This is a genomic window from Bacillus sp. ok061, assembly GCF_900108285.1.
Taxonomy (GTDB): Bacteria; Bacillota; Bacilli; order Bacillales; family Bacillaceae_G; genus Bacillus_A; species Bacillus_A thuringiensis_S.
The window spans coordinates 69,231-95,170 of sequence record NZ_FNUW01000018.1 but is presented as its reverse complement, the minus strand read 5'-3'; the positions used below and the strand labels follow the sequence as shown (position 1 = coordinate 95,170).

Below are 25,940 nucleotides of genomic sequence, written 5' to 3'. Positions count from 1 at the left end.
TTTTGCCTTGACTCTATAAAGGAATTGTTGTTAAGGTTAAATGTGAGTGTATAAAAGGTTTGCTAAAGGAGTTTTGAAATGAATCGGTTAAAATGGGGAAGGATGACTGTCCTATTAGTCATTGTTTTAGGGATATGTTGGTTCTTATTCCAAGGTACTCAAAAGAGTGCCACAAATGTAGAGGGACAACCCCTGCAAGTGGCAGAATTACCTAAAGCAGGATTTACTGAAAAAGCAGTCCCGCCAAAGTATATTCCACCAAAAATTGATGCAAAAGCAGCTATGATTATCGATGCGAGTGATGGAGATATTATTTATCAATATAATGAAAATGAAGCTTTTGCACCAGCTAGTATGTCTAAGATGATGACGGCGTATCTTCTATTAGAGAGTATACATAATGGGAAAGTTCGCTGGGAAGATCCAGTGAAAATGAGTGTGAAGGCGGCACAGACAGAGGGAGCAAGAATCCCAGTACAAGTTAATGACACATTAACTGTTAATGATTTATACCATGCATTAATGATTGAATCAGCTAATAATTCAGCTGTAGCTTTAGCAGAACATATGGCAAAAACGGAGAAAGATTTCGTTCCGCTTATGAATGCAAAAGCGAAACAGTTAAAAATGTCGGAACATGCTAAATTTGCAAATGCTTCTGGATTACAAGAGCCGGATGGAAGTGAAACAAAAATGACGGCTGCTGATGTAGCACAATTGGCGTACCATCTTATAAAAGATTATCCGGAAATATTAGAAGTGACTCACTTACGTCAAAGTCAGTTAGCATTTAATAATATTAATGTTATAAGCACAAACGACATGTTAAACAAAAATAATAAAAGTTCATATATAGAAGGAATGGACGGATTAAAAACAGGATTTACAGATAGCGCAGGATACTGTTTTACTGGGACTGCAAAGCAAGGTGATAATCGAATTATTACAGTGGTCATGGGGACATCAAGTAAAACAAAACGTTTTACAGAGACGAATAAGTTAATGTCGTATGCATTTGGATTAGTTAATTAAGTAAGTAAAATACCAATCTAGATCGCTACATAAGTAAGGCTGTTTGTTGTTACTAATTTTAGATAACAACAAACAGTCTTTTTATTTTCATTTTAAAAAGGAAAAAGAGTCTAAATACAAGTGTTATCATTTGAGTTTATCCCGCAAAAGCCCCGCTGATTAAAGTTTCACTTTATTTGTTGCTGTGATATTATAAAGTTATGAACTTATTAATAATAAGTTTGAGGGGCGTAATATGATATATACATATGAAATAGCCTCAATTGAAAATTGGAGGGAATTATGATGGCAAAAGATTTTTACTCAGCAATTGAAGACAGAAGATCTATTTATGCAATTAGTAAAGAGCAAGTAGTTTCTGATGAGAAAATTCAAGAAGTGATTTATCATGCTGTAAAACATACACCTTCAGCTTTTAATTCTCAAAGTGCTCGTGTTGTTGTTTTATTAGGAGAACAACATGATAAATTATGGGATATTACGAAAGAAACGTTAAGAAAAATTGTACCTGAAAATAACTTTGCACCTACTGAAGAAAAAATGAATGCATTTAAAAGTGGTTATGGAACGGTTTTATATTTTGAAGACAGTGAAGTAGTGGAAGGCCTTCAAGCAAACTTTGCATTATATAAAGATAATTTTCCAACTTGGTCTCAGCAATCATCAGGAATGTTACAATTTGCAATTTGGACAGCTTTAGAAATTGAAGGGTTTGGTGCTACGTTACAGCATTACAATCCGCTAATTGATGAAGAAGTGAGAAAAGAGTGGGATGTTCCAGGGAATTGGAAACTCACTGCGCAAATGCCATTTGGTAAACCGGTAGTACATGCTGGTGAAAAAGAATTCCAACCGTTAGAAAACCGTGTGAAAATTTATAAATAATTTGATAAAAGGTGAACAGGAATATAACCTGTTCACCTTTTTTTATAAGTAATAAGGGTTTTTTTGTCCTTCATTTTTTATCTGATTTTTCAATTCATCTTTACGTGTTTCAACAGCTGATACTTTTTGTAATGTTATCATTGAAACGAATTGAATAAAAGCATAGTACAGCTCTATATTTTTTTGTATAGGATCATCTATTATATGTCTCACAAATATGCCTCCTCTTTTTATTAGGATATGTATATAATACTATGGTTATCCTATAAATTCTATAATCAGAAAAAGAGAACAGTTGGTATAGTGTGTGTTTTCTTTAAAGGAGAAATGGTTTTTATAAAATAAATCTTACAATTCATCAAATTATTTCAAAATTGTAGATAGTATAGAAAATTAGTTTTCTAAAAATATTATACTATTGATAAATAGAGTGATTTTTGTCATGATGAAAGTATACTTCATGTAAGGAGCTTTATAAGGAAATACATAATGTAGTTTGTATTAGGTTAATAGAATTTTTTGTAATAGATAGAAAAGGGATATTTTATATTAAAATATTAAATGAAATGTCGAATTTTCATGCGATATATAAGAAATTTGAAAAAACCATTGCAAAAACACTATATTTAATGATAAAGTTCACATGAAGTTCACACGGATTTCACTTTGTTCATTTAAAATGAACTCTGTGTGAAAAATAAAACTCTTGCTAAAAAATGGAACTGGATGAATATTTTACTTTGATAATATTGTAAAGTATTAAAGTTTTAAGTTTTTTTAAGAGGATAGTAGGGAAAGGAAGTAAAGACAACTTATGAAAAAAGTAATTGCAGGTTTAGCAGCAGCTTCTGTAGCTGGCGTTGCAGTTCCAGGAATGGATTCTGCTCATGCACAAGTTTCAAATGAAGCGCTAAAAGAAATTAATGGACAAACTCAAACTCAAACTCAAACGACTGTAACTGAAACAAAAACTGTAGAAACAACTTCTGAATTAAAATACACAGTAACTGCTGATGTATTAAATGTTCGTTCAGGTGCTGGTACAGGACATAACGTTATTTCTAAAGTAAAATCAGGCCAAGTGCTACAAGTAGTTGGACAAGAAAATGGTTGGTTCAAAGTAAACGTAAATGGTCAAACAGGTTATGTAAGTGGTGACTTCGTAACGACTGGTGGCAAAACAGGAACGACTGTTCAACAAGGAACAGGCACTTACACAGTAAACGTTTCTTCACTTAACGTACGTACAGGCCCAAGTACATCTCATACAGTATTAGGTTCTGTAAATAAAGGTAAAACAGTACAAGTTGTAGGTGAAGTACAAGATTGGTTTAAAATCAACTTCAATGGTGGAACTGGATACGTAAGCAAAGACTTCGTAACAAAAGGTGGTTCCGCTGTATCTAACGAAACACAACAACCAACTACAAACAACAATACTACAACAGTTCAAACTGGTGGTTCTTATGTTGTTAACACTGGTGCTTTAAAAGTACGTACAGGCCCAGCTACATACAACGCTGTAATCGGTGGAGTAACAAATGGTAAAGTACTAAACGTTACTGGTGCTGAAAATGGTTGGTACAAAATTAACCATAACGGCCGCACAGGTTACGTAAGTGCAGACTTCGTTAAGTTTGTAAAAGGCGGAGTAAATAACGTTACAAATAACAATAACAATAACGTTACAAATAACGTTCAACAACCAGGTAAAGACGTACAAAAACCAACAACAGGTGGAGATACATCTTCAATCGCTGGATTCGCTAGATCTTTAAATGGTTCACCATACAGAACTGCTGGTACAACACCTGCTGGTTTTGACTGCAGTGGATTCATTCACTACGTATTAAATCAAACTGGTCATAAAGGCGCTCGTCAAACAGTTGCTGGATACTGGAGCTCTAAAACAAAAACTAGCAATCCACAACCAGGTGATTTAGTATACTTCCAAAATACTTATAAATCAGGTCCTTCTCACATGGGTGTTTACTTAGGAAACGGTCAGTTCATTAGTGCAGAAACAGATGCAACTGGTGTACGTATTAGTTCTGTAAGTAACTCTTACTGGAGCAAGCACCTATTAGGTTACACAAAAGCATACTAAGAAAGTAGTTTTATATACTTTTCGTATAGAGAAAAGGCTTTCCAAGGAAACTTGGGAAGCCTTTTTATAGTTGAATGAATTGAAAGTTTAGTAGTTTTTATTTTAAATTTCCATTTAAAAATCGATCATATAAGTCATGGAAATAGTTAGGACGAAATAAGTTAGCTGCATGTCCTGCTAAAGGTATTTCCTTATATAGAACGTTAGGCAAAATAGATTTCAAATCAAATAGACAAGATTTATAGAGATGATCATGCTCTCCCATTACCCATAGTATAGGGTGAGGAAGTGATTTTAATTTAGATTTTAAATCGAATTCTAACCGATGTCGTAATGACTGGGCAATTATGGATGAATGTAATTGTAATCCGAAACGGTAGTAAATATTTCTTGAAATGACTGCGAACGGATTTGCTTTTAGTATACCACTTGGAAAAATAGTATTTGCGTATTGAGAGAGCCATTTAGAGTATTCATCTCCTCGCTTCTCCCAAAAATTTTGGAATACGTTATATAAGCGAGAAGGGTTATTGTAATGTCCTCCAATATGACAAATACTTAATACTTTTTCTGGATGCATTTGTGCAAAAATTGTAGAGATGTAACAGCCGTAACTTAGCGCACAAATATGAGCTTTTTTAATACCTTCTTGTTCATATAAGTTTAATAATTGATCTACGAGGCGCTGTAATGAAAAGTCGATTGCTTCTCCTTTATCATCACCGTGACCTAATAGGTCATAAGTTATAATGTTGTAGGAGGCAGAAAATCGTTTTTGTTCCTTTTTGAAGGCACGACGATTGCCAACTAATCCATGAATAAAAATAATTGTTTCCTTTTCAGAATGTATATTTGTTTGCAAAAAGGATACTCCTTTCACTAACTGGAGATTTATATCGTGTTGTAAATTATTTATCTATAATTTACATAGAATAATATTAAGTACCAGGTAATAATATCAGATATTTATATCTGTTGTAAAGATGAGTTTTTATGTATATTTTGTAAAAATAGAAAAAGTGTGTTTACATTCAGTTTACATTTGTATCGTATTCTAATTTTAGAAAGAACAGTTTTGTTTAACACGAGGAGATGAACAGGAATGGAAGTTAGAAATGAAATGAAGAAAAAAGGGAGTTGGAGGCAGTTTTTACGCCTTATTCAAGATACAAATCCTCCGAAAGGAATTTTAGTTTTTGCATTATTAATGAGTTTGCTTTCTACGGGAGCGAGTTTATTTATTCCCATGCTAACAAAAGGATTAGTAGATAATTTTTCGCTTTCTTCAATTAGTACAGGACAAATTGTTGGGTTAGTTGCTTTCTTTGTAATGCAAACTATTGCGGCAGGGTTATCTATATATTTACTAAATTACATCGGTCAGAAGATTGTAGCGGGACTAAGAGAACGTTTGTGGAAAAAGGTACTTATTTTGCCGGTATCTTATTACGATCAAAATAGAACAGGTGATACGATTAGCCGTATGACGAATGATACAGGTGTTGTGAAAACGTTAATTTCTGAGCATTTGTCAAACTTATTAACAGGTGGTATTTCAATTGTTGGATCGTTAATTGTATTATTTGTTTTAGATTGGAAAATGACTGCGTTACTTTTAACGGTTATTCCGTTGTCTGTATTAATTTTAGTTCCACTGGGGCGAAAAATGTATAAGATTTCAAAAGCACTTCAAGATGAAACAGCATCTTTTACAAGTGTGTTAACGCAAGTGTTATCAGAAATTCGTTTAGTGAAATCTTCAAATACAGAAAAAAGAGAATATGAAACGGGTAATACAGGTATACAAAAGTTATTACAATTTGGTTTGAAAGAAGGAAAAGTGCAAGCATTAATTTCGCCAGTTATGTCGTTTGTTTTAATGGCATTACTTGTTATTATCGTAGGGTATGGCGGGATGCGAGTTTCTAGCGGTGCATTAACAACTGGTGAACTTGTAGCGTTTATTTTGTATTTAGTTCAAATTATAATGCCGATGAGTCAATTATCTATGTTCTTTACACAATTCCAAAAGGCAATTGGTGCAACGGAAAGAATTAGTATGATTTTAGAATATGAAGTAGAAGATCATGAAACTGGTGTGAAAGTGACAAATGCTAAGCAGCCGATCGTTCTTGAAAATGTACATTTTGAGTATAACGAAGAAGAGCAAGTTTTGAAAAATATTGATTTCACAATTGAATCTGGAAAAGTGACAGCGATTGTAGGACCAAGTGGTAGTGGGAAAACAACGTTATTCTCATTACTGGAACGTTTTTATGAGCCAACTAGTGGTGCTATTAAATTAGGAAAAGAATCAATTACGAGTTATTCATTACAGTCATGGCGACGTCAAATCGGTTACGTATCACAAGATAGTCCGTTAATCGATGGAACGATTCGTGATAATATTTGTTACGGTGTTGAGGGCGAAGTAACGGATGAAGAAATTGAAAAAGTAGCATCAATGGCATATGTTGATGCATTTATTCATGACTTACCAAACGGTTATGCAACAGAAGTTGGAGAACGCGGTGTGAAGCTTTCTGGGGGACAAAGACAGCGAATTGCCATTGCCCGAGCGTTACTTCGAAATCCGCAAATTCTTATGCTAGATGAGGCGACTTCAAGCTTAGATAGTAAATCTGAGTCTGTCGTTCAAAAAGCGTTAAATAACTTAATGAAAGGCAGAACAACGTTAGTGATTGCGCATAGACTTTCTACTGTTGTAGATGCAGATAAAATTGTCTTTATTGAAAAAGGGAATCTTACAGGTAGTGGTACGCATGATGAATTATTACAGACGCATGATATGTATCGTGAGTTTGCAACGCAACAATTGAAAATTAAAGAGGGTGCATTATAAAATATATTAGATGCTAAGTAGAAAGGAAATGGTTCCTTTGATACCTAAAATTTTAATAGTAGACGACGATCCACACATTAGAGAACTCGTTTCTGTATTTTTAGAACGAGAAGGTTTTCAAACATATGAGGCAATAGATGGAGTAGATGCACTTCAGAAAATGGATGACGTAAAAGTCGATATGGTTATTCTTGATATCATGATGCCAAATATGGATGGATTTGATGTATGTTTTGAATTAAGAAAATACTATGATATCCCGGTTCTGATGCTAACTGCCAAAGGGGAAACATCACAAAAAGTAAAAGGATTTCACCTTGGGACAGATGATTATCTTGTAAAGCCATTTGACCCTATAGAACTAGTAGTGAGAGTAAAGGCATTATTGAAACGTTACCAAATTACAGTTTCACAATCGATTCAAGTTGGAAATGTATTATTAAATCGTAAAACATTCGAAGTTATATCTGGAGAACAAACGGTTACGTTACCGTTAAAAGAATTTGAGCTGCTCTTTACTTTAGGGTTTAAATCGGGAAGAACTTGTTCGAGAGAGCAATTAATTGAAGAAATATGGGGATATGATTTTGAAGGGAATGAACGTACACTAGACGTTCATATTAATCGGTTACGTGAGAAGTTTCAAGAAGAGCAGTCGAAATTTAGTATTAAAACAATAAGAGGATTAGGGTATCGCTTAGAGGTAAGTAAATGAGAAAAAGAAAACGGATGAGTAAGTTGAAGATGCTGAAAGTATTTGGAGCGGTATTAGCGCTCTTTTCTTTTCTTACTATCATTTGGTCTATCGCATTTTATGTAGCAACTAGTATATTGAATGCTTTTGACGTAAACGTATCGCCGTTTGTTGCCTTTCTAATTAGTGATATGGTCGGTTTTGTATTTATTATTCTTATTTGGACATTAATTGGAATATTAATGAGGCCAAAACGAGAGGCAATGATTTGGACTATTATTGAACCAATACAAAAAATTGCAAAAGGAGATTTCTCCGTAAAAATACGAAATGAAGAAAAGTATGATGGAGAAATTGGCGTGCTCGTAAAAAGTATAAATGATATGACAGATGAACTGAATACGATGGAGAAAATGAGACAAGAATTTGTATCGAATGTTTCTCATGAAATACAGTCACCATTAACTTCTATAAAAGGATTTGCTAGAGCACTACAAGACGATAATCTTTCTGAGGAAAAAAGAAAGCATTATCTTACCATTATTGAAACTGAAACAACGAGATTATCTAAACTAAGTCAAAACTTATTGAAGTTAACTCTTTTAGAATCAGAAGAGTATATACCAGAAAGAGTGAGTTATCGATTAGATCAGCAGTTAAAGCAAATTGTGTTAAATAGTGAACCACTCTGGGCTGAAAAAGAAATTGAGTTAGAACTAGATTTAGAAAAAGTACATGTTATTGCTGACCAAGAAAGTATGAGTCAAGTGTGGATTAATTTAATTCATAATAGTATTAAATTTACTCCAAGCGGTGGTACGATTATTATTCAGTTAAAGGAACATGAAACAGTAGTGGAAGTGCGTATCCGTGATTCAGGAATTGGTATATCTGAAGAACAGAAACAACATATTTTTGAGCGTTTTTATAAAGCGGATTCTTCACGAAATCGTGCCTATGGAGGAAGTGGCTTAGGTTTAGCTATTGTAAAAAAAGTACTCGATCTTCATCATGGGGAAATAAAAGTTGAGAGTGAGGAAGGAAAAGGTACTGAATTTATTGTGCGTATGCCGAATCATGAAGAGAAATAGTGTTAGAAGGAGAGCCTTCTAACACTATTTCTCTTTAAAAATGCATTTACCGTTACTGCAATTATATTGATAAGCTTTTCCTTCGCTATTCATACGATATGAGTAATCGGATTCTTTATCTTTCTTAAAGTCAACGTATGCTTCCGCACCGTTTTTATCGCCATCTATATCAATGAATTGAACGTGTCGTATAGAATAATCTTTCTTTTCTCTAAAACCTCTTCCTTGCAAGTTTGTATGAATACCATCTACTAACTGGTCAAACAACGACCAGTTTAAATTAAGATGTTCAAATGACTCAGTGTGTCTTCCTAAAATACCGTTGTCTTGTATTATTTTTTTATTATCATCGTATGTATAAGAGTATGTAAAATATGGTTCGTCTTTATATACTACTGTTGCATAATAGCCAATATTATAAAGGGGAGTATATTTTCCGGTTATGTTTTGTATTTCTTCTTGCTTATAACCTTTTTTAATATGGAGATAATCGCTAGTATCTTTTTCTATTACTTTATAATTTAGTGGATTACCAAATATAAAGTACAGTGTAAACAATATGATAAATAGTCCAACTGCAGTTAGTAACAAGACCCATTTTTTTCTTTTCATACACATACACTCTCCTATGCTGGATTTGTTTTTATTTTACATGAATAATAATGGTAAAAACATGAAACTTATAAATAAAAACTTTCTATAGTTACCTACAAGTAACCTACGCACATGAAAGTGCATCATTGCCTTTTTACATAAACATAGATACAATTTTAATATAATACATAACTGAGATGATTAAGGAGTGTTATACTTGGCAGAATTATTACAAGGTAAAAATGCTTTAATTACAGGAGCGGGTAGAGGAATTGGTCGCGCTGTAGCAATCGCATTAGCGAAAGAAGGCGTAAATGTAGGCTTATTAGCTCGTTCAGAAGAAAACTTAAAAGCTGTAGCGAAAGAAGTAGAAGCAGAAGGTGTAAAAGCTGTTATTGCAACTGCTGATGTTTCATCATACGAAGAAGTAACAACTGCGATTGAAACGTTAAAAAATGGTTTAGGATCTATCGATATTTTAATTAATAACGCTGGTATTTCTAAATTCGGTAAGTTTTTAGAACTAGACGTTGCTGATTGGGAAAAAATCATTCAAGTAAACTTAATGGGTGTATACTATGCAACTCGTGCAGCTTTACCGAGCATGATTGAACAACAATCTGGTGATATCATTAACATTTCATCTACAGCAGGACAAAAAGGTGCACCTGTAACAAGTGCATATAGTGCTTCTAAATTTGGTGTCCTTGGCTTAACAGAATCGTTAGCGATGGAAGTTCGCAAACATAACATTCGTGTAACAGCTTTAACTCCAAGTACAGTAGCAACTGATATGGCTGTAGATTTAGGGTTAACTGATGGAAACCCAGATAAAGTAATGCAAGCAGAAGATATTGCAGAATTTATCGTAGCGCAGCTGAAATTAAATAAACGTACATTTATTAAATCTGCTGGGCTTTGGTCTACTAATCCATAGGAATTAAATTTATATTTAAAAGAAGGGATATCTATTCTGTAAGGGGTAGATGTCCCTTCTTTATTTTTTGTATTCGAGACAGAATTTTCGGTATAATTAAAAGTGAATGGAAGAAAGCATTGGGAAATTGAAAGGGGTGGTATTTACATGAGTACAATTGAGAAATGGACGGCTGTTGATCAATATGTGAGTGATGTATTAATACCGAAAGATTCTACATTAGAAAGGGTCCTTCAAGCGAATGCTGCAGCTAATTTACCGGCACATGACGTATCGCCAACGCAAGGGAAGTTTTTGCAACTATTAGTACAAATTCAAGGAGCTCGAAACATTTTGGAAATTGGTACTCTAGGCGGATATAGCACGATATGGATTGCAAGGGGCTTACCATCTGGAGGTCAAGTTGTTACATTGGAAGCAAATGAAAAACATGCAGAAATTGCACGTAGCAATATTGAACGTGCTAATTTGAATGATAAAATTGAAATACGAACAGGATTAGCGTTAGATTCTTTACAACAAATAAAAAATGAGAAGTATGAACCTTTTGATTTTATTTTCATAGATGCTGATAAACAAAATACTCCTGCTTATTTTGAATGGGCACTGAAACTATCACGCCCGGGTACTGTAATTATTGGAGATAACGTAGTACGTGAAGGAGAAGTTATTGACAATACTAGTAGCGATCCTCGTGTACAAGGAATACGCCGTTTCTATGAATTAATAGCTGCTGAGCCACGTGTTAGTGCCACAGCGCTTCAAACTGTAGGAAGTAAGGGATACGATGGGTTTGTGATGGCAGTTGTAAAAGAGTGATGTAAGGAGGAAAAAGGGATGAAAAAGAAGTTTCAAAAACTATAACATGTATCGTGTATAACGAGATTAGCTCGTGGACCTCCAGTATACATAGCATTATATTATATATTAAAAAATTGGAGGCTTATAAGTAGATGAGAACTGAAAAAGAAATGTTAGACGTAATTATAAATACAGCAAAAGAGGATGGAAGAATTCGAGCAGTTATCATGAATGGATCGCGTGTAAATCCAAATGTGAAAAAAGATTGTTTTCAAGACTATGATATTATGTATGTTGTAAATGATATACAATCTTTTATGTCTAATCATAATTGGGTTCATAGATTTGGAGAAATAATGATAGTACAAATGCCAGAAGAAATGTCGTTAGTTCAACCAGATGAAGATGGGAAGTTTCCGTATTTAATGCAGTTCATGGATGGGAATCGGATTGATTTAACGCTAGTTCCAGTTGAGTTAATAAAAAAGTTCGTTGGACAAGATAGTTTAAGTAAACTGCTTCTTGATAAAGATAATTGTCTGGAAGAATTCCCGCCAGCAAGCGATAAGGATTACTTAATAAAAAAAACTACAGAAAAAGAGTTTTTAGATTGCTGTAATGAGTTTTGGTGGTGTAGTACAAATGTGGCAAAAGGATTATGGAGAGAGGAACTTTCTTATGTGAAAGGAATGCTTGAAGGACCAGTGCGAGATATGTTAATCATAATGCTAGAATGGCATATTGGTATGAAAACAGACTTTACAGTTAATGCAGGGAAGTTTGGAAAACATTTCGAGCAATATGTTGAAGAAGATATGTGGGAGCAATTTAAACAAACATTTTCAAATGCCGACTATGAAAATGTTTGGGAGTCATTTTTTGTCATGGGTGATTTATTTAGGGCAGTGGCGAATGAAATTGCTAAAACATATGGATATCAATATCCGCAAGGTGATGATGAAAAAGTGACGAGCTATTTAAAGCATGTGAAAGCTTTGCCGAAAGATAGTACATCGATTTATTAATATTGCATAGTGGTAAGACTGTCCTAATTATGGACAGTCTTATTTTTGTACATGAATAACGATTTCTCTAACAAAGTGCTGATGAATCACATATGAAAATTTAGGGAGGTTTTTTATCATGTATTATTTTTATTCGTCAGAAATGTTCGTTCCATTTCAATGGGGACTAGAACGAGATGTTTCGTATGCTTATATGCCATATAACTCACTTTATTATGGAGAATATATAAGCGCATTGCCATACGCATATATCCCTCAAAGCTATGAAGTACAAATGAAAGCAGATAATCGTGGATCGTGGACACCATTTTCATGGGTTGAAAAATATGCGTACGCATTTTCAGGACCGTATAATAAAGCGGAAGTAGCTCTTACATTTGATGATGGACCAGATTCAGAATTCACGCCAAAAATATTAGATAAGTTAAAACAACATAATGTAAAAGCTACTTTTTTCTTACTTGGTGAAAACGCAGAAAAATTTCCGAACGTAGTAAAGCGTATTGCAAATGAAGGGCATGTAATTGGTAATCATACGTATAGTCATCCGAATTTGGCGAAAGTAAATGAGGATGAGTACCGTAATCAAATTATAAAAACGGAAGAAATATTAAATCGTTTAGCTGGTTATGCACCGAAGTTTATACGTCCGCCATACGGTGAAATACTTGAAGATCAATTAAAATGGGCGACAGAGCAAAATTTTATGATTGTACAGTGGAGTGTTGATACGGTTGATTGGAAAGGTGTGAGTGCTGATACGATTACAAATAATGTGTTAGGGAATTCATTTCCTGGAAGTGTCATCCTCCAACATTCAACACCAGGTGGGCATTTACAAGGATCTGTAGATGCACTAGACAAAATCATTCCGCAGTTAAAAACGAAAGGGGCACATTTTGTAACACTTCCAAGTATGTTCCAGACATCAAAAGAAAGAAAGTGAATGTGTTATAAATTGGAGAAATAAGGGTTATGTCGTATAATGAAAGTGTAAGTTAGGGGGGATATAATTGATTGATGCACTAGTAAACATAGGAATAAGCATATTGATTGGTATTATTTTTATACTTGCGGCAATTATTCTTCAAAAAAATCCACCGAACGATATTAATGCGGCATATGGTTATCGTACGAAACGATCTATGAAAAATAAGGAATTATGGGATGCGGGTAACAGGTATAGTGCAGAAGTGATGAAGCAAAACGGATTCATCATGATGTTAATTGGAAGTGTTATTAGTATACTGTTTAGATATCCACATACAATAATAGCGATTATGGTGGTTATGCTGTTATTAATTATTCGTTTATTTATACAAGTAGAGAATAAATTAAAGATACTTGAACAATAATAAAAAATAGGACTCTACGCAATATTATGCTAAGAGTCCTATTTTATTTATAAACTATTATTTTTTAATAATTCTTTTCCTTTCTCTATAACAAATTCATAGTATGCAAGATCATACGGATAAATATCTTCAAATGTTATTGTAATTGGTTTATTGTTTAAAACAGAAATAGCTGTAAAAGATGAAATCTCACCATTTAATAGTTGTAGAAAAGAAGTTGCATGTACTTTCATCACATCGTCTACTTCTTCACCTGGTGCGAATGGAAGTGGATTGATGACATTGTGAAAATACATATGACAAAATTCACGATCAGTAAGATTTGAAATTTCATAATCTATTTTAAAGATTCCTTTGTATACTAAATCAGTAGTTTGAAAGGAAAGCCCCAATTCTTCTTCGATTTCACGAAGACCACCAATTTGTACATCTTCATCATGCATAATATGTCCAGCTGAAGTAATATCCCATATACATGGAGCTTCTTTTTTATTTTTAGAGCGTAATTGGAAATATAAGAATATATCTTTAGCATCTTTTTCTACAAACCAACAATGAAATGTTTCGTGCCAATCACCGTCACGATGCACTTCATCGCGTAATTTCTTCCCAAGTGTATTTCTTTCAGAATCAAATATTGTTAACCACTCTGTCATTTTAATTCCCCTTTCTGCAAATTTTATTATACAATATTCGTATTGAATTTTGGGAAAATAAAGAAAAAGGGGCGATTATAAGTGGAGATAGAGCGTATGGAAATAAAATCGATTATTTCAACAGAGGAAGAGTTACGGAAAATATTGGGGAAACCAAGTGAGCGAGCATTGAAAAAAGTTATTTCATCATTAGACCACCATTGTGTAGATTTCCTTTCTAAATCTCCTTTTCTAGTATTATCTACTGCAAATAAGTTGGGGGAGTGTGACGCCTCGCCGAGAGGAGACGCACCTGGATTTGTATACGTACTCAATAATAATAAAATTATCATTCCAGAAAGACCAGGAAATCGTCGTATAGACTCCATTTTGAATATTATTTCAAATCCACGTGTAGGACTAATCTTTTTTATTCCAGGTCTTGGGGAGACACTCAGAATAAATGGCCGAGCGTATATTACAAACGACGAAGAAATTTTGAAAGAAATGCAGGCGAATGGACGCAATCCGTTACTTGGAATTGTTGTTGAAATAGAAGAGTGTTACATTCATTGTGCAAAAGCGTTTATTCGTTCTAAGATGTGGGAATCAGAATCTTGGTTAAATAAAAAAGAGTTACCTTCAGCAGCAAAAATGTTGCTGGAGCATGCGAAAGTGAATACTTCAGAAGAAGATGTTGCACGTTCTTTAGAAGAAAGTTATACAAAAAGATTGTATTAAAAATTTTATTGATATAGTTTTGTAGAGCGGATATGTACGGGGTTTAGAATGGGGAATTTATCCCGCATTAACGGGCAGTAAGACCCCCACCTCAAAATTCAGCGAAAGCAAAGAAGTTAGGTGGGGATTAACTGCTCGTAAAAGCCCGATTGGCTCAACTAATAATCAGTGGGGATGAACAAAATCCCCACTGATTAAAGTTTCACTTTATATATGAACCGTTGATTTATTAACTGGAGAAATAACAAAATAGGTAAATTGAGTGGCAGTTGCATAATGCTATTGTAAAATATAATAAAAAAATTCTTGAAAATAGTTAGTAAAAATAGGCTTGCTTTTTCAAAAGTTGATAATTATAATAAGTTAACAAATAGACATGAACGAAAAAGTAATGATAAGGACACGAAATCATTTTTACGGTTTACAGAGAGGGAAGTCAAGGGTGTGAGCTTCCTAACACGAGAAATGATTTTACCACCTTTGAACTTCAATAGTGAACGAGTAATCTAGTAATTATTGACGGTATCAGCCGTTATCTGAACTTGAGCAATCTAGAAGGAGATACGTCTGTCTAGATTGGAACAAGGGTGGAACCACGAAAACACATTCGTCCCTTTCCTAGGGATGAGTGTGTTTTTTTATTACTTTGAAGGGAGGTGCGGTAATATGAAACGATTTAAAAGTACGGAAATAACCACCACCTGCATGACAAAAAAGCAGAGTAAGGTGATTTATAGGTGTAACAATTAAACTTTTAGGAGGAGATTAGAAGATGAATAACGTTATAAATGTTGGGGTATTAGGTTTAGGTACGGTCGGAAGTGGTGTTGTCCATATTTTGAAAGAACATTATAAAAAAATCGCTCTTGATACAGGATACGAAGTGAAAGTGAAAACAGTCGTTGTACGTGATTTGGAAAAAGAACGCGATGTTTGTATTGACGGAATTGCAGTAACAAGTCATGCAGATGAAGTTCTAAATGATTCAAATATTGATATTGTAGTAGAGGTAATGGGAGGAATTGAAGAAGCAAAACAGCATATTGTTAAGGCTTTACGAAATAAAAAACATGTCGTAACAGCAAATAAAGATTTAATGGCTGTATATGGTGCAGAGCTTCTTCAACTGGCGAACGATAATGATTGTGATTTATGTTACGAAGCGAGTGTAGCGGGCGGTATTCCAGTGTTAAGAGGACTAACTGATGGGCTAGCATCAGATCAAATTGAAAAAATAATGGGAATTGTAAATGGTACAACAAATTATATGTTAACAAAAATGAGTCAAAATGGATGGTCTTATGAAGAGGCTTTACAGGAAGCACAAAAATTAGGCTTTGCAGAATCGGATCCGACAGCAGATGTAGATGGACTAGATGCGGCGAGAAAGGTAGCAATTCTTGCAAACTTAGGTTTTTCGATGAATGTTTCATTAGATGATGTGCAAGTAAGAGGGATTCGAAAGGTCGAAAAAGAAGATTTACAAATGGCTGAAAAGTTAGGATTTACTATGAAGTTAATTGGTAAGGCTGAAAAACAAGGACCAGCCATTCATTTAAGTGTAGAACCGACGCTTTTACCGAGCCAGCATCCATTATCAAATGTGAATAATGAATTTAATGCGGTGTATGTCCATGGCCAAGCGGTAGGAGAAGTAATGTTTTATGGACCCGGAGCTGGAAAGTTACCGACTGGTTCTGCTGTAGTAAGTGATATTATTTCAATCGTTAAAAATATGAATCAAGTTCCGAAAAATAAAAGTGCGTTAAAAGAACCAGTTCCTTATGAATTACAAGGTGATGAAGAAGTAGTTTCGAAATATTTCTTACGCATTTCATTACGAGATGAGCCTGGGATGTTGCGGAAAATAACAGAATGTTTCGTTAATTATTCTGTAAGTTTAAAAGAGGTTATTCAATTACCTTTAAACCGTGAACTGGCAGAAGTCGTTGTTGTTACACATCGAACTTCCAAGTATCAATTCGAACGAGTTTTAGAAGCGATAGAAGCTGTCGCAAGTGAAATAAACAGTTACTACATTATTGAGGAGGAAAAACAATATGTATAAAGGACTATTAAAACAGTATGCTTCTTATTTACCGGTGAATGAAAATACACCTGATGTCAGCTTAATGGAAGGAAACACACCACTTATTCCGTTATTAAATATATCAAAACAATTAGGGATTCAGCTATATGGTAAGTACGAAGGAGCGAATCCGACAGGTTCTTTTAAAGATCGTGGTATGGTCATGGCAGTTGCTAAGGCGAAAGAAGAAGGTTCAGAAGCAATCATTTGTGCATCAACAGGTAATACATCAGCATCAGCTGCAGCATATGCGGCACGTCTTGGGATGAAATGTATTATCGTAATACCAGAAGGAAAGATTGCACATGGAAAATTAGCGCAAGCAGTTGCCTATGGAGCTGAAATTATTTCAATAGAAGGGAATTTCGATGATGCACTTAAGGCTGTAAGAAATATTGCTGCAGAAGAGCCGATTACGTTAGTAAACTCAGTAAATCCTTATCGAATTGAAGGGCAAAAAACGGCAGCATTTGAAATTTGTGACCAATTGCAAAATGCACCAGATGTTCTAGCTATCCCTGTTGGGAACGCAGGAAATATTACAGCATATTGGAAAGGTTTCTGTGAATATGAGAAAGAAAAAGGTTATAAGAAGCCAAGAATTCATGGTTTTGAAGCAGAAGGAGCAGCTGCAATTGTAAAAGGGCATGTAATTGAAGAACCTGAAACAATTGCAACTGCGATTCGTATCGGTAACCCGGCAAGTTGGTCATACGCAGTAGAGGCTGCTGAGCAGTCTCACGGTGAAATAGATATGGTATCAGATGAAGAAATATTACATGCGTATAGGTTATTGGCAAAAACTGAAGGAGTTTTCGCTGAACCGGGATCAAATGCTTCATTAGCTGGCGTAATTAAACATGTTCAATCTGGAAAAATCAAAAAAGGAGAAACGGTTGTTGCGGTTTTAACTGGAAATGGCTTGAAAGATCCTGATATCGCAATTTCTTCTAATACATTAGATATTGCAAATGTTTCAAATGATATAGAACAAATTAAAGAGCATATTAAAGGGGTGATTATGTCGTGATACCATTTAGCGTTCGTGTCCCTGCTAGTACGGCGAATGTTGGTCCTGGATTTGATTCAGTTGGAATAGCTTTGTCATTGTATTTAGATGTGGTGGTTAAAGAAAAAGCTGATAAATGGCAAGTAATCCATTCCTTTGAAGAATCAATTCCGACAGACGATAAAAATTTAATCGTTAGCACGGCATGTAAAGTATGTCCTTCTATATCACCCCATATAATAGAAGTTACTAGTAATATCCCATTAACAAGAGGGCTAGGAAGTAGTGCATCAGCGATTGTAGCTGGGATAGAGCTTGCGAATCAACTAGGCAATTTGAACTTAACTGCTGATCAAAAAGTTCAAATTGCTACAAATTTTGAAGGACATCCTGATAATGTTGCTGCTTCTATACTAGGTGGAACTGTAATTGGAGCACTTGATGGAAAGGATGTTTCCGTCGTAAGAATTGAGAGCAAGGAATTAGGTGTAATTTCTCTCATTCCGAATGAAGAATTAAATACAGATGAAAGTCGATCTGTATTACCAAAGATGTTTCCGTTTCATGAGGCAGTTAAAGCTAGTGCGATAAGTAACGTATTAGTAGCTGCATTATGTCAAAAGCGGTGGGAAGTTGTAGGTGAAATGATGGAGAGAGACCATTTTCACGAGCCATATCGTTTAGAACTCGTACCGTTATTACCATCTATTCGTAAATGCGCAAAAGAATTTGGTGCGTACGGCACAGCACTTAGCGGTGCGGGACCATCTATTTTTATATTAACGCCATATGAGAAACGTCAAGAAGTCGCTGAGCAATTAGCGAGAGTATTTACAGATATGAAAGTATGTGAGCTTGAAATCGACCATAAAGGTATTATTGTAAATAAGGAAGAGCATATTGGAACGTAAAGAAAGCTGGCATGGCTAGCTTTCTTTACGTTGCAAACCTATTTTAAATTAGGTTTTTTCGGAAAAAAATATAAAACAAATGTTGATTTTGAATAATGTAAGTAAAGAGTGCATTCATTTTGGAGGTGATTAAATGAATAAAGAGTCACCAGAAGAAAAAAGAGAGCGTATGAGACAAAGTGAATTAAAAAGTAATCCTACGGGTTCTTTACATGACGGACTCAATAGAGCGGAAACAGGTAGTCCAGTTGATATAGCAGGCGGTATGAATTGGAAAGGTACAGGAATAATCATTTTAGTACTACTTTTAGGATACATTGTATACACTTATTTTTTCAGTTGAAGAATGCTTGTTAAAATTTTGATTTGCTTAGTTTCATAATTGTTGAGAAAAAACGTAGTTACTGTATTACATATCTTCTAAGCGAGTTATAGTTGTTCATATCACCATTTAATACTCCAAATAGAGCTAGCAAAATGCTAGCTCTATTATTTTTTGCCACATTCCTGTAACAAACCACCTGTATATTCATTGGTGGAGGTGCAGAAGATGAAAAAAATGATAGCAATATGTCTTCTTACAACTATGTCATTTTCGACTTTAGTCGGTTGTGACGTAAAAGGTAGTAATGCTGTACAAGAGTCTAAAATAAAGAAAGCGACGTATAAAGATTTTACTTATGATGTAAATCCAGAAACATTCACATTAACTGTAGAACATGAGGGTGTAAAGGAACAGGCATCACAACCCCTACCGAAAATGAAGGTATCGAATGTAAAAAAAGAAAAGGATCGTACATCGTGGGAATATCCAGATCAAAAAGTAAAAATAAAATTAGAAAAGAAAAAAGACCACTTAAACATTGAAGTGGAATCGACTGGTGCAGAAAGCTTTACATGGCCGAAAGTAGAAGCTGAAAATTATACACTTCCGTTATGGGAGGGTAAGCAAATTCCGAGCAATGATGAGAATTGGAAGAAGTTTTTAAAGGATGATGCATATTCATTTGCTGAATCATTTTCTATGAAGTTTTTCGCATTAAATGGTTCGAAATATTCAATTGTATATATTGCAAACAATATGTTTAATAATGAATTGAAATTTCATTCGGATCCGAAAATAGGATTTGATTTTACACATGAATTTCCGAGCATAAATAAAAATAAAACATATGGATTTCAATTATATGTGACAAATAATGATGCGGTAAGCATTGCTAAACTGTATAAGGATGATATTGTTCGAAAAGGTGAATTTAAAACATTACAAGAAAAGGCTAGAAAAAATAAAGAAATCGAAAAGTTATATGGAGCGGCGCATTTTTATTTTTGGAATCAAAATGGTTTATCAGAAAGTAATATAAATTGGCCAAAACTAAGAGAGCAAATAAATAGCCCGCTGTTTAGCCATATAAAAGAACTTATTCAAAAGAATAGTTCAGAGCCTGGGGAACTGAATGTATTAGATCAAGTAAGTAAACAAGATTTCATTGATAAGTATCAAAAAAATGTTATTTTACGTTATATAAACGAAGTATTATCTATGAAGGAATTTTATAAAGAGGATATTTTTCAAAACGTTGATCAGGAAGCTAGTGTGCTATTAAAGAAAGGTGTAGGTCACTTAACGAATACAGAATTGTATAGCTTAAATAAGCATTTATTAAAGTCGCTACTTGGTGATGCGGTTGAAGAGGTAAGTAAATGGGGTAATGCAGATGGAACGGACATACTAAAGGAAATGAAAGAGGCAGGAATAGAAAAAGCGTGGATTGGTCTTCCGAACTGGGAACAAGGATTTATGCAACCTAATTTCGTGACAAAAGCTAAGGAAATGGGGTATTTAGTTGGTCCGTATGATTCATATCATTCCATTCACGAAAAAAGTGATAAAAATTGGAACACAGCATCCTTTAATGACCCATCATTATACGAAGAGGCTACTGTAACGAAGAAAAACGGAGAAAAGATGCAAGGCTTTTTAGGCAGAGGTCGCAAGTTAAACCCGACTTTATCGCTACCTAGTGTAAAGGGACGCATGAATGATATATTACAAAATGGTCCTAAATATAATTCATGGTTTATTGATTGTGATGCGACAGGTGAAATTTACGATGACTATTCAGCGAAACATATAACGACACAAGAGCAAGATTTAAAAGCACGTTTAAAACGAATGGACTACATTGCACAAGAAAAGGGTATGGTCGTTGGTTCTGAAGGTGGAAATGATTTTGCTAGTAGTACGATTGCATTTGCACACGGAATTGAAACACCTGTTATTAAATGGGACGATGAAGATATGCGGAAAAATAAAACAAGTCCGTATTATGTCGGTGGATATTGGTCACCAAATCAAAACGTTCCCGAAAAATATGCAAAACAAGTACCATTGAAAGAAGAATATAAACAAGTATATTTAAACCCAGTATATTCGGTACCATTATATAAATTAGTATACAATGATTCCGTTATTACAACGCATCATTGGGAATGGGGAAGTTTAAAGGTAAAAGATGAAGTTGGAAATCGAATGCTGTCTGAATTATTGTATAATGTTCCTCCGTTGTACCATTTAGATGAAGTAGAGTGGAATAAGCATAAAAAAGAAATTACAGAGCATCTAAAAGTTTGGAATGAAGTTCATGAAAAAGCAGTAAAAGAAGAGATGACGAATTTTGCGTATTTGTCAGAAGATAAGCTAGTACAATCTGTTTCTTATGGAAAAGATATTAAAATCATTGTGAACTTCTCAAATGAAGACATGGAAGTAGAAAAAACGAAAATAAAAGCAAAGTCGGCTTACATTGATAATCAGGGGAAGAAAAGTGTGTATACGCCGTTTGAGAAATAATAAAGTTAAATATACTGTATTCATAGAGGTTTTATAATTAGCTGGATTCTTTATTCATATCGTTTGTTAGGAAAAAGACATTCTAATTTAAAATGAAAGAGTTAATAAATTTGTAAATCCGTATGTTGCGAAGTGCTAAATTTTTGAAATTGGTAAATAGTGACTTGCCAAAAATAAGTACGAGAGTATAATGTGAAATGGAATACATATTGGATTTAAGTAGTAACCTTACAAAAGTGTAAGGTTAGTGAAAGGAAATTCAATATGAAGATAAATAGACTTACATTATACTTGGTAAAGAGAAAGAGAGGCGAATGGGTATGAGCTCTGAATTAGAACAAAATACGAGAAGTAATAAAAAGCGTTCTAAAAGAAAGTCAATAAAATGGTTCATATTAATTCCATTTTTCCTACTTATTTTTGGAGGAGTAGGATATGGTTCGTTTATATATAATAAAGCAAAAGCTGTTGTAAATGATGCGTATGCAAAAATTGATAAGTCATCAAAGCGTGATAAAGAAGTTGAACCTTTAAAGGATAATATTTCAATATTAATCATGGGTGTAGATGGAAGTGAAATGAGAAAAAGCCAATATGGCGAAGCAGTTCGAACAGATGCACTTTTATTAGCAACAATTAATAAAGATGATAAGTCTGTTAAGCTAGTAAGTATTCCACGTGATTCACGTGTTTATATTCCAACTAGAAAAAAATTAGATAAAATTACTCATGCTCACGTATTTGGTGGCGTAGAAAGCACACGCGATACGGTGGAAAGATTTTTAAATGTCCCTGTTGATTATTATGTGAAGTTTAACTTTGAATCATTCGTACAAATTGTCGATTCAATTGGTGGTATTGATATTGATGTACCAGTTACTTTCACTGAACAAGATAGTAAAGACCAAGCTGGTATGATCCATTTAGAAAAAGGTTATCAACATTTAAATGGAGAACAAGCACTTGCACTTGCAAGAACGCGTAAAATTGATAGTGACGCAATGCGTGGACAGAGACAGCAACTTGTAATAGAAGCAATTGCCAAAAAAGCGATGTCTGTTCAATCAATTAGCAAAATGGGCTCTTTACTAGATGCGGTTGATAAAAACATGAAAACGAACTTAACATTTGACGATATGCTTGCCATTACAAAAAATATGGCAGGAACTAATTTGGAAATGGAAAAAATGCAAATAGAAGGTACAGATAAACGTATCGGTGGTATTTATTATTACATTCCAAATGAAAAAAATGTAAAAGATATTTCAAAAAAATTAAATGATCATTTAGGTGTAACGCCAAAACCAGTTCGAAACGAATAATAAAAAAAGATTGGCTTTTGCCAATCTTTTTTTTGAAGTGGATTAGCAACTTTTTAATAACGGTTTTTTGTTGCGGAAAAATTATACTAAAATCATTTTAATTTATATAAACAAAAGGTGTAATTATACGATATACTAGAGGGGACTATTTGGAAATTAGCTCCTAAAGTTGAAGGGAAGGAAATTCAATTTATCACTATTTATAGAACAATTGAATTGGTGGGAATTGAAACAGGTTAAAGAAAGACTGTTCAAAATGCAATTACATATTCATACACATTGAAGCGATTAAGGTGAAAGACGAAGAGATAGTAATTGCGAAAGATCATTTATCATATATTGACCAGCTATTTTGCCAGATTAATAATCATGCAATAGGTGAAAGTATTGGTTTAGCTATCGTCAAAAAATGATGGATCTTCATGGAGATACGTTAAGTCTTATAAGCACATGGAACAATACTTTTGATAAAACTCCCATTATAATACAAAAAAATCTGTTTACATGGTGAAATAAAAATAAATAGATGTATAATTATATTGGGCGATTTATATATAAGATTAATAGGGAGAGGAATTCGATAGAATGGAAAAAGCTTTAAAAATTAAACAAATAGTAGTCGTTTTAATAGCGATTGCCGCAGTAGCTATTGGGTATTACATGTTCCAATCAATTACTTCACCAGCAAAAGCTGTTGCGAAACAAGAAAACGTAGTGCAGCTTGCAAGTGAACAGCCGAAAGTTGAAATGAATAAAACGGCACCAAGTCGTTTTAATGGAAAAGAAAGAAAAGTTGCTTATCTTACATTTGACGATGGGCCAGGGAAATATACGGCTGAATTATTAAATACGCTAAAACAACATGATGCGAAGGCGACGTTCTTTTTAATTGGAGCGAATGTAAAACAATTTCCTGATTTAGTGAAACGTGAAAATGCTGAGGGTCATTATGTAGGCATGCATAGTATGACACATAATTTCGCAAAGTTATATAAAAATGGCGAGTATGTAAATGAGATGAAAGAAGATCAAGGTTTAATCGCTAATATTATTGGGAAATCACCTAAATTAACACGTCCTCCATATGGTTCGATGCCTGGATTGAATGAAGGTCTTCGAAATAAAGTGGTAGAAGCCGGACTTAAAGTATGGGATTGGACAATTGATTCATCAGATTGGAAATACAATAAAATTCCAGTTGATGCAGCTGCAGCACAAATTGCTCAAAATGTCTTAACAAACGCAACAAAACCACAAGAAGTAATTTTAATGCATGATATTCACCCGCAATCAGTTGCTGCTGTGCCAGCAATTTTAAAGGGGCTAAAAGAAAAGGGTTATGAGTTTGAAGCTTATCATGAAGAGAGTCACTTCCCAGTGAACCTCTGGCATGATAACCGTATGTAATGGAGGAATGAACGTTGAAGTATGGAAAAGTAGCAGTAGTTGGAGCATTATCAGTAGGACTTTTAACAGGTTGTTTCGGTGAAAAGCCAGAAGAAAATCTATATACAGCTTTTGAAACAGCAGCAACACAAGAAAAATCTTTAGTGGATGAAGCAAAAAAATTAGAGCAGTTAGAGAAACAAGGTCAAGAATTATATGCTCAAATTTTGCAAGAAGGTAAAGATCATAATGAAGCAGTTGTGAAGAAAATAGAGCAAGCTACTGCAAATGTAGATGACCGTGAAAAAGTATTGAAAAGTGAAAAAGAAATGCTAGAAAAAGCACAGAAGGAAACGAAATCTGTTCAAAGTAATATAGAGAAGATTGAAGATAAGAAGTTACAAAAACAAGCAAAAGCAGTAGAAGAGTCGTATAAAAATCGTTATGATGCATTCAAAAAGATGAATGAAAATTACACGAAAGTGTTAGCGACTGAAAAAGAACTGTATGAAAAATTAAAAGTAAAAGAAACGAAATTAAAAGAAATCGGTGAAAAAGTTAAAACTGTTAATGAATTAAATGTGGAAGCACAAAAATCGAAAGAGCAGTTTAACAAATTTACAAAAGAGTATAATGACAGTAAATTAGCATTCTACAAAGATGCAGAAATTAAGATTAAAGATCAGAAATAAAGAAGAATCTAAAGTGTAATAAAAAGCCGGAGAAACATCGTTATAAATGTTTTTTCGGTTTTTTACGTTAAATGAATAGAAAAGACTGGAATTGATATCATAAAAGAGTTATAGTGAGTTATTCTAAGGGAAACATTGTAAAGTAAGGAGAATGGAAATATGTCATATGAATTTTTACTCAAATTAGGTTTAGCACTATTTTTAGGATTATTCATCGGGATAGATAGGCAGCTAAAGAATAAACCACTTGGTGTGAAAACAAGTATGGTTATTTCTGTAGCAAGTTGTTTAATTACGATGGTTTCAATTGAATCTGTGCATGTATATTCTGTTCCTGGACATACAAATATGGATCCGATGCGACTGGCCGCTCAAATTGTTAGTGGAATTGGTTTTCTTGGCGCAGGTGTCATTTTACGAAGAAGTAATGACGTTATTTCTGGATTAACAACAGCTTCTATGGTGTGGGCTGCTTCAGCTTTAGGAATCGCAATTGGTGCGGGATTTTATTTACAAGCGACAGTTGCTATGGTTTTAATTATTTTAGCGATTAATGTACTTCCGCAACTTGTGAAAATTGCAGGACCGTATTCATTAAGACAAAAGGATTTATCTATAAAAATTACTGTTAAAGAGCATCATGAGTTAGATGGTATATTTAAGCAAATTAAAAATTTAGGCATGCATGTGAAACGCGTGAAAATTAAAGATATAGATAGTGGAGCATTTCAGCAACTGGAGATGGTTATTTTAGCTCCAGAAGATTTATATACAACAGAGTTATATAGTTCCCTGAAAGAGATTGATCGAGTAGTTTCAGTTGAAGTGGAAAGTAGATAATTGTGATAAAAAAGAGTGAAGTGAATTCACTCTTTTTTATTTGGATTTTTAAGAAATGAAATTGATATAATGATGAA

General features: G+C 34.0%; 25 protein-coding genes, 1 pseudogene and 1 other annotated feature. Of the genes and pseudogenes, 22 read left to right on the top strand and 4 right to left on the bottom strand.

Going from position 1 to position 25,940, the window contains the following annotated elements:
- Positions 1–78: 78 nt before the first annotated feature.
- Both C4S65_RS21890 and C4S65_RS21885 read left to right on the top strand, forming a co-directional pair.
- Complete coding sequence (locus C4S65_RS21890) at positions 79–1,032, top strand: D-alanyl-D-alanine carboxypeptidase family protein (protein WP_103945425.1); 954 nt, start codon at positions 79–81, stop codon at positions 1,030–1,032.
- Between the two features lie 282 nt (positions 1,033–1,314).
- Positions 1,315–1,917: a nitroreductase family protein gene (locus C4S65_RS21885; protein WP_103945424.1), complete on the top strand. Its 603-nt coding sequence runs from the start codon at positions 1,315–1,317 to the stop codon at positions 1,915–1,917.
- A 42-nt stretch (positions 1,918–1,959) separates the two neighbouring features.
- Here the strand turns inward: C4S65_RS21885 and C4S65_RS21880 are convergent, their stop codons facing one another.
- Positions 1,960–2,130 (bottom strand): hypothetical protein, encoded by a 171-nt coding sequence (locus tag C4S65_RS21880; RefSeq protein WP_061667446.1) that lies wholly within the window; start codon positions 2,128–2,130, stop codon positions 1,960–1,962.
- A 601-nt stretch (positions 2,131–2,731) separates the two neighbouring features.
- On the opposite strand from C4S65_RS21880, the gene entFM reads away from it, so the two are divergent.
- Positions 2,732–4,024, top strand: coding sequence for an enterotoxin EntFM (gene entFM, locus C4S65_RS21875; protein ID WP_000755511.1), 1,293 nt, complete (start codon positions 2,732–2,734; stop codon positions 4,022–4,024).
- 97 nt (positions 4,025–4,121) lie between these two features.
- On the opposite strand, the gene C4S65_RS21870 is transcribed toward entFM, so the two are convergent.
- Positions 4,122–4,886, bottom strand: coding sequence for an alpha/beta hydrolase (locus tag C4S65_RS21870; RefSeq protein ID WP_001194307.1), 765 nt, complete (start codon positions 4,884–4,886; stop codon positions 4,122–4,124).
- A gap of 240 nt (positions 4,887–5,126) precedes the next feature.
- On the opposite strand from C4S65_RS21870, the gene C4S65_RS21865 reads away from it, so the two are divergent.
- From C4S65_RS21865 to hitS, 3 genes are read left to right on the top strand one after another with little or no spacing between them, the layout of a single operon-like run.
- Positions 5,127–6,887 (top strand): ABC transporter ATP-binding protein, encoded by a 1,761-nt coding sequence (locus tag C4S65_RS21865; protein ID WP_086407335.1) that lies wholly within the window; start codon positions 5,127–5,129, stop codon positions 6,885–6,887.
- A gap of 37 nt (positions 6,888–6,924) precedes the next feature.
- Positions 6,925–7,602: an envelope stress response regulator transcription factor HitR gene (gene hitR / locus C4S65_RS21860; RefSeq protein WP_103945430.1), complete on the top strand. Its 678-nt coding sequence runs from the start codon at positions 6,925–6,927 to the stop codon at positions 7,600–7,602.
- On the top strand, positions 7,599–8,672 hold the full coding sequence (gene hitS / locus C4S65_RS21855; protein WP_001231617.1) for an envelope stress sensor histidine kinase HitS: 1,074 nt from the start codon (positions 7,599–7,601) through the stop codon (positions 8,670–8,672). The genes hitR and hitS overlap by 4 nt, the downstream gene beginning before the upstream one ends.
- A 24-nt stretch (positions 8,673–8,696) precedes the next feature.
- Here hitS and C4S65_RS21850 read toward each other — a convergent pair whose 3' ends face one another.
- Positions 8,697–9,284: a DUF3139 domain-containing protein gene (locus tag C4S65_RS21850; RefSeq protein ID WP_140337978.1), complete on the bottom strand. Its 588-nt coding sequence runs from the start codon at positions 9,282–9,284 to the stop codon at positions 8,697–8,699.
- Between the two features lie 199 nt (positions 9,285–9,483).
- Between C4S65_RS21850 and C4S65_RS21845 the strand changes: the two genes are divergently transcribed.
- The 5 genes from C4S65_RS21845 (at position 9,484) to C4S65_RS21825 (ending at position 13,384) form a co-directional block, all read left to right on the top strand.
- Entirely contained in the window at positions 9,484–10,203 is a 720-nt protein-coding gene (locus C4S65_RS21845) for a 3-ketoacyl-ACP reductase (RefSeq protein WP_000818985.1), read from the top strand.
- A 147-nt stretch (positions 10,204–10,350) separates the two neighbouring features.
- Positions 10,351–11,022, top strand: coding sequence for an O-methyltransferase (locus C4S65_RS21840; RefSeq protein WP_086407338.1), 672 nt, complete (start codon positions 10,351–10,353; stop codon positions 11,020–11,022).
- A gap of 134 nt (positions 11,023–11,156) precedes the next feature.
- Positions 11,157–12,029, top strand: coding sequence for an aminoglycoside 6-adenylyltransferase (locus tag C4S65_RS21835; protein WP_103945423.1), 873 nt, complete (start codon positions 11,157–11,159; stop codon positions 12,027–12,029).
- Between the two features lie 118 nt (positions 12,030–12,147).
- Complete coding sequence (locus tag C4S65_RS21830; protein ID WP_061667448.1) at positions 12,148–12,975, top strand: peptidoglycan-N-acetylglucosamine deacetylase; 828 nt, start codon at positions 12,148–12,150, stop codon at positions 12,973–12,975.
- A 67-nt stretch (positions 12,976–13,042) separates the two neighbouring features.
- Positions 13,043–13,384 (top strand): SdpI family protein, encoded by a 342-nt coding sequence (locus tag C4S65_RS21825; protein WP_086407340.1) that lies wholly within the window; start codon positions 13,043–13,045, stop codon positions 13,382–13,384.
- Between the two features lie 47 nt (positions 13,385–13,431).
- Here C4S65_RS21825 and C4S65_RS21820 read toward each other — a convergent pair whose 3' ends face one another.
- Positions 13,432–14,040 carry an NUDIX domain-containing protein gene (locus tag C4S65_RS21820; protein WP_000141377.1) on the bottom strand — a complete coding sequence of 203 codons (609 nt, stop codon included), beginning with the start codon at positions 14,038–14,040 and terminating at the stop codon, positions 13,432–13,434.
- Positions 14,041–14,121: 81 nt separating this feature from the next.
- On the opposite strand from C4S65_RS21820, the gene C4S65_RS21815 reads away from it, so the two are divergent.
- From C4S65_RS21815 to C4S65_RS21770, 11 genes and pseudogenes are all read left to right on the top strand, one after another.
- Positions 14,122–14,760 (top strand): pyridoxamine 5'-phosphate oxidase family protein, encoded by a 639-nt coding sequence (locus tag C4S65_RS21815; RefSeq protein WP_000402133.1) that lies wholly within the window; start codon positions 14,122–14,124, stop codon positions 14,758–14,760.
- Between the two features lie 382 nt (positions 14,761–15,142).
- Positions 15,143–15,378, top strand: a binding site (T-box leader).
- A gap of 154 nt (positions 15,379–15,532) precedes the next feature.
- The gene (locus tag C4S65_RS21810; RefSeq protein WP_001066903.1) at positions 15,533–16,828 is read left to right on the top strand and encodes a homoserine dehydrogenase; all 1,296 of its coding nucleotides are present in this window, start codon (positions 15,533–15,535) and stop codon (positions 16,826–16,828) included.
- Complete coding sequence (gene thrC, locus C4S65_RS21805; protein WP_000276436.1) at positions 16,821–17,879, top strand: threonine synthase; 1,059 nt, start codon at positions 16,821–16,823, stop codon at positions 17,877–17,879. The genes C4S65_RS21810 and thrC overlap by 8 nt, the downstream gene beginning before the upstream one ends.
- Positions 17,876–18,769 (top strand): homoserine kinase, encoded by an 894-nt coding sequence (gene thrB, locus C4S65_RS21800; RefSeq protein WP_000612101.1) that lies wholly within the window; start codon positions 17,876–17,878, stop codon positions 18,767–18,769. The genes thrC and thrB overlap by 4 nt, the downstream gene beginning before the upstream one ends.
- A 133-nt stretch (positions 18,770–18,902) precedes the next feature.
- Entirely contained in the window at positions 18,903–19,112 is a 210-nt protein-coding gene (locus C4S65_RS21795; protein WP_001031479.1) for a DUF6366 family protein, read from the top strand.
- 207 nt (positions 19,113–19,319) lie between these two features.
- Positions 19,320–21,623, top strand: a complete 2,304-nt coding sequence (locus tag C4S65_RS21790; RefSeq protein ID WP_142391565.1) for a glycoside hydrolase — start codon at positions 19,320–19,322, stop codon at positions 21,621–21,623.
- Positions 21,624–21,943: 320 nt separating this feature from the next.
- Positions 21,944–22,945: an LCP family protein gene (locus C4S65_RS21785; RefSeq protein ID WP_042973251.1), complete on the top strand. Its 1,002-nt coding sequence runs from the start codon at positions 21,944–21,946 to the stop codon at positions 22,943–22,945.
- A 78-nt stretch (positions 22,946–23,023) separates the two neighbouring features.
- Positions 23,024–23,430: pseudogene (locus C4S65_RS35310) on the top strand (sensor histidine kinase); the annotation flags it as partial.
- 100 nt (positions 23,431–23,530) lie between these two features.
- Positions 23,531–24,352 (top strand): peptidoglycan-N-acetylglucosamine deacetylase, encoded by an 822-nt coding sequence (locus C4S65_RS21780; protein ID WP_000409487.1) that lies wholly within the window; start codon positions 23,531–23,533, stop codon positions 24,350–24,352.
- A gap of 14 nt (positions 24,353–24,366) precedes the next feature.
- Entirely contained in the window at positions 24,367–25,023 is a 657-nt protein-coding gene (locus C4S65_RS21775) for a YkyA family protein (RefSeq protein WP_000873563.1), read from the top strand.
- A 159-nt stretch (positions 25,024–25,182) separates the two neighbouring features.
- Complete coding sequence (locus C4S65_RS21770) at positions 25,183–25,863, top strand: MgtC/SapB family protein (protein ID WP_000119510.1); 681 nt, start codon at positions 25,183–25,185, stop codon at positions 25,861–25,863.
- Positions 25,864–25,940: the final 77 nt, after the last annotated feature.